6 protein-coding genes are annotated in these 4470 nt (G+C 64.1%); 5 read left to right on the top strand and 1 reads right to left on the bottom strand.

The features are described from left to right. Positions 1-110: 110 nt before the first annotated feature. The 5 genes from ON38_RS25740 to ON38_RS25715 all read left to right on the top strand — a co-directional run bounded on the left by ON38_RS25740 (position 111) and on the right by ON38_RS25715 (position 3742). Positions 111-554 (top strand): SRPBCC family protein, encoded by a 444-nt coding sequence (locus tag ON38_RS25740; protein ID WP_039827601.1) that lies wholly within the window; start codon positions 111-113, stop codon positions 552-554. A gap of 336 nt (positions 555-890) precedes the next feature. After that, on the top strand, positions 891-1766 hold the full coding sequence (locus ON38_RS25730; protein WP_051165172.1) for an alpha/beta fold hydrolase: 876 nt from the start codon (positions 891-893) through the stop codon (positions 1764-1766). Between the two features lie 316 nt (positions 1767-2082). Continuing rightward, the gene (locus ON38_RS25725) at positions 2083-2454 is read left to right on the top strand and encodes a TIR domain-containing protein (protein ID WP_039827598.1); all 372 of its coding nucleotides are present in this window, start codon (positions 2083-2085) and stop codon (positions 2452-2454) included. 8 nt (positions 2455-2462) lie between these two features. Continuing rightward, positions 2463-3446, top strand: coding sequence for a caspase family protein (locus ON38_RS25720; RefSeq protein ID WP_039827597.1), 984 nt, complete (start codon positions 2463-2465; stop codon positions 3444-3446). A gap of 2 nt (positions 3447-3448) precedes the next feature. Further along, the gene (locus tag ON38_RS25715; RefSeq protein WP_039827596.1) at positions 3449-3742 is read left to right on the top strand and encodes a hypothetical protein; all 294 of its coding nucleotides are present in this window, start codon (positions 3449-3451) and stop codon (positions 3740-3742) included. A gap of 119 nt (positions 3743-3861) precedes the next feature. On the opposite strand, the gene ON38_RS25710 is transcribed toward ON38_RS25715, so the two are convergent. Beyond that, positions 3862-4239, bottom strand: coding sequence for a hypothetical protein (locus ON38_RS25710; RefSeq protein WP_157181894.1), 378 nt, complete (start codon positions 4237-4239; stop codon positions 3862-3864). Between the last annotated feature and the right edge of the window lie 231 nt (positions 4240-4470).

The following is a 4470-nucleotide window of genomic DNA, read 5'->3' as shown; positions in this document are numbered from 1 at the left end:
TGGAGGCCGAGCAGCCGCAACTGGCCGCGGAAATGGAAGCGAAATTCAAGGAAGGCCAGGCGCAGTGACCAATGCTGGGCGGCCTCACCCCTCGCCCAGGTGGTGAGCTGGTGATTGCCGACCCACAATTGAATCCCGCCGCAGTCGAGCTCGGCAGCTTCTTCCGACAGACGCCAGAGGCTGTATGGCGGGCGTTGACGGAGCCGGATCTACTGGAGAGGTGGTTGCTTCGGCCGGCCGGGTTCGCCGCCGAGGCCGGAACCCGCTTCCGTTTCACCAGCCCGCACTCGGCGAACCACGAGATCCTCTGCGAAGTGTTGGCGGCCCGACCGTGTGAGCAGTTGACCTACAGCTGGCTGTATCCGCAGGCCACATATCCCGCCTCCTGGATTGTCGACTGGACGCTGCGACCGCAGGGGCTGGGCACGCGACTTCTGCTGATGCAGACAGGGTTCGACATCGAAGACCGTCAACAGAAGATGGTACGCAACGCTACCGAGCGCAGATGGAAACGAGTCGTCCTGCCACGGCTCGGTGAGGTGATCCACCACTGACTCAGGTCGCTCCGATCGCACCCGTTCATCAAAGGGACTTGTTGGGCAGTCGCCCGGGACGTCGGTGCGTGCCGCCTTGGGCGGGTGGGCGGTGGTCGATCGGTTCCGCAGGGTCGGTGTGTCTGCTCGGCTTCCCGGGGTGGTGGTCGTATCGTGCGGCTGACCAGGCGGGTGGATCGGAGGGAAGGGGAGCTGTCATCACTCACGATGCGTCGGAGAAGGTGTGGGAGCCGAGTGGGGGCAAGATCGGGCAGGCCTATATCTATCTGCTGGTCGATGACCAGGTGATGAGCTCTCGCCCGCGGCTGCTGGCCGCGGGGCGGAGGTGAGGGTCTGATGCGACCGGCGTCCGATCCGTCCGAAGGCCTGCGGGCGACCGGCACACGGGAGATCGCCGTGCGCGGCCGGCGAGCCCGCTACCTCGATGAGGGGACCGGGGTCCCCACGCTTCTGATCCACGGGATCAATCGCAGCCTCGAGGACTGGATCGAACAGCACCGGTTGCTCGCCGGCCGCGGGCTCCGGGTCATCAGCATGGATCTGGCCGGGTACGGAGAATCCGCCCCCCTGAGCGAGCCCTACAGTATTCCCGCGCTTGCGGCGTTCGTCGCGGACTTCTTGGACGCCGTGGGAATCGCGGAGCCGGCTCACGTGGTGGGCAACTCATTGGGAGGTGCCGTCGCCATGCAACTGTTCGCGCAGGCCCCCGATCGGGTTCGCTCGCTGATCCTCGCCGCCCCCGCCGGATTCGGCCGAGAAGTCGCCCTTACAGTGCGGATACTGTCGATCCCGCCGCTGGGCCGGCTGATAATGCGCAGGTGGAGTCCGAGCGCTGCGCGGCGCCTGGAGAAGTCGCTCTTCCACGACACCGCGATGGTGACCGAAGAGCGGATCCAGCTCGGATATCGCCTGGCCCAGCGCCCGGATGGGACGCGGGTTCTCCTTGAGACCGTGACCGCACTGAATAGCCCTCGGGGCGCCCGCGCGGGCTGGCGCACGGAACTATTGGAGGGCATGGCCGCCCGCGCCGTGCCGACGCTCGTCGTCTGGGGCGACAAGGACCGTATTTTCCCCGTCGCACACCTCGACGCTGCCCGGACGCGCCTTCCACACGCCCGCACCCACCTGTTCCGCGACACCGGGCATGTGCCACAGATCGAGCGTGCCGACGAGTTCGCGGCGCTGGCGACCAGGTTCTGGACAGACCTCTAACCGGCATAACGAACCGATCGAGGCCGGTATCGGCTGGGAACCCTGTTGTCCAGGCCGGGCGGAACCGGTGCCTTCCGGAGGAGGGCCGAGGTACCCGAGAGGTGTCTCGAAACCTTGGTTATGCGACAGCAGGTCACGCCGTGGCGGCGGCTGTTGCGCTGAACTGCGCACCGCCGCAGCTCGGTTCGGCTCGCGGGAGCGTAACGAGTTCCGATCGTTGTTCGATCGAATAGCGGTATACCTCGGCTCGCGCCTTCGCTGGGATCGGAATGCGCCGCTGAGCTGGTGTGATTTCCGGTAACAGATAGGAATCTGCATGGCTGACGAGAAGATCATCTTCGTTGCGTTTGCGATAGAAGATGAGCGGCAACGGGACCTTCTGAAAGGGCAGTCCCTGAGCCCTCGCGGACCGTACAAGTTCATCGACCTGTCGGTGAAAGAGGCGTACGAAACCGACTGGAAGACCAAGGTGCGCACCCGGATCCGGCGCTGCCATGGCGTGATCGCGCTGGTGAGCAAGAACTCCCTGACCTCCGAGGGGCAGAAATGGGAGATCCAGTGCGCGAAAGAGGAGGGGACGCCGGTGCGCGGGATCTGGGCCTACTCAGCCGACCGAACCAACCTGGTCGGCGTCAATACGCTCCCGTGGACCGATAAGAACATCGCCGACTTCATCGACTTGGTCTAGGGGTCGACGTGCGTAAGGCCCTCATTGTCGGTATCGACTACTACCAACACGGCGGCTGCCTGCAAGGCTGCGTGAACGACGCTCTCGCTGTGAAGGCCGTCCTTGAGCGGAATGCTGACGGCAAGGTGAACTTCCTGTCGCCGAAGGTCCTCACCGCGGCCCGGCCCGACCAGGCGGTGACCAAACAGGAACTGAAGGAGTCCGTACGACAGCTGTTCGTCGATGACTCGGACATCGCGCTGTTCTACTTCGCCGGCCACGGCTACATCGAGTCCACCGGCGGATACCTTATAGCCAGCGACACCGCCAGTGCTGATGACGGTCTATCCCTGAACGACGTCATGACCTTCGCCAACGGCTCCAAGGCAAAGAACAAGATCATCATTCTCGACAGCTGCCATAGCGGAGTTCTGGGCAGCAGGCCGCTGACCCCGAGCACCAGCGAACTGGCGGAGGGGGTCACAATCCTGACCGCCTCGGCCGAGCACCAGTACTCCGAGGAGAAGAATGGCTCAGGGGTCTTCACCACCCTGCTCGTCGACGCGCTGAGCGGGTCGGCGGCGAATCTGGTCGGGGACATCACACCGGGCAGTGTGTACGCCCATATCGATCAATCACTCGGGCCGTGGCAGCAGCGACCAGTGTTCAAGACCAACGTCAAGACATTCGTCTCGCTCCGGAGAGCAGAGGCGCCGATCGATCTGATGCACCTGCACTCCCTGACTAAGCACTTCCCGACACCGGACCACCAGTTCCAGCTGGACCCGACCTACGAACCGGAGCGGAACTCCGACCAGCGGGCCGAGGGTGTCCCGGAGCCCGACGAAGAGAACACGCGGACATTCAGGGTCCTGCAGGAGTTGGTGCGTGTGAATCTGGTTCGGCCGTTCGGGGCCCCACACATGTGGCACGCCGCGATGGAGAGCAAGTCCTGCGAGCTGACAGTATTGGGCCAGCACTACTGGAGCCTCGTCGACCGTGATCTGATCTGACGATGTCTGCTGATAGCCAGTACTACCTGGATCTGCTTCGTTCACCGCAGTTGCTGGAGCGCCTCGCCGCGATCGAGCACGACCGATGGGCGCACTGGCAGCACTACATGCACTCGCGCGGCACGGTCGGTCCGGACGGTTCGCTGACGATACCCGCCGAGCTGGTCGAACGCTGGTCAGCTCAGATGTCGACTCCCTACGAGGAGCTGCCGGAAGAACAACGGGAGAGCGATCGTGAGCAGGTACGCCGGTACCTGCCCGTCCTTGAGGAGGCATTCTCTCCCCAGGAGAGATGAAGGCTGGGAGAAAGCAGCAGGTCCGCGGTACCGCAGCGCCCCCGGCGAGGAACCCTCGCCCGGGGCGCTGCTGCCCAATACCAGCGGGACCGACACTGCCTCGGGTGTCGGTCTGGGGGTCATTCGAGCATGTCGAACTCGGCGAGCCACCGGCGGAGCGCTTCGTTGCCACTCAGCTTGGCAAGCGAATCCGTGTCTCGGGTTATCGTCTCCACCACGAAGGTTCTGTGACCGTCCTCAATATCCTGGTAGGGCAGGAATTCGTGATAGATGTCGGTCACCGTGGCCGTTATCCGGCACTCCAGGCTGTCGGGGTCGAAGACGAGGTGGTCACCGACCCGCGGCAGCGTCAACAGGTTGGCGCCGAACGCGATATCTTCGTCGGTGCTCTTGCTCTTGCCTCGAATCACCATGGGGCTGGCGCGGCGAATCACGATCATGCACCTCAGCGGTCCGGTCACAGCAGGGATCGCAGAAGTGGGCTTCTCGGAGGTCATTGTCGGGTCCCCTTCTAAATTGCCCAGCCCGGCGGCCGGATCGCCGAATCACCCTACTGGGAAACTGTTGTACAGCAACGGTTTCCTGATAGGGCCGCTACCGCCGGATGCCTCGAAGTGGGAGGCAGCTCCCGTCGATCGTGCTGGACGGCAAACTCGGCGATCCACCGCAAGGACGTCCGGGCCTATGCGAAGGGAACACGGTCCGGTGTGGAGGACCGCACAGACTGC

Origin of the sequence: Nocardia testacea NBRC 100365 (assembly GCF_000308775.1) — a bacterium.
GTDB lineage: Bacteria > Actinomycetota > Actinomycetes > Mycobacteriales > Mycobacteriaceae > Nocardia > Nocardia testacea.
This window is presented reverse-complemented; position numbering and strand designations above follow the sequence as displayed.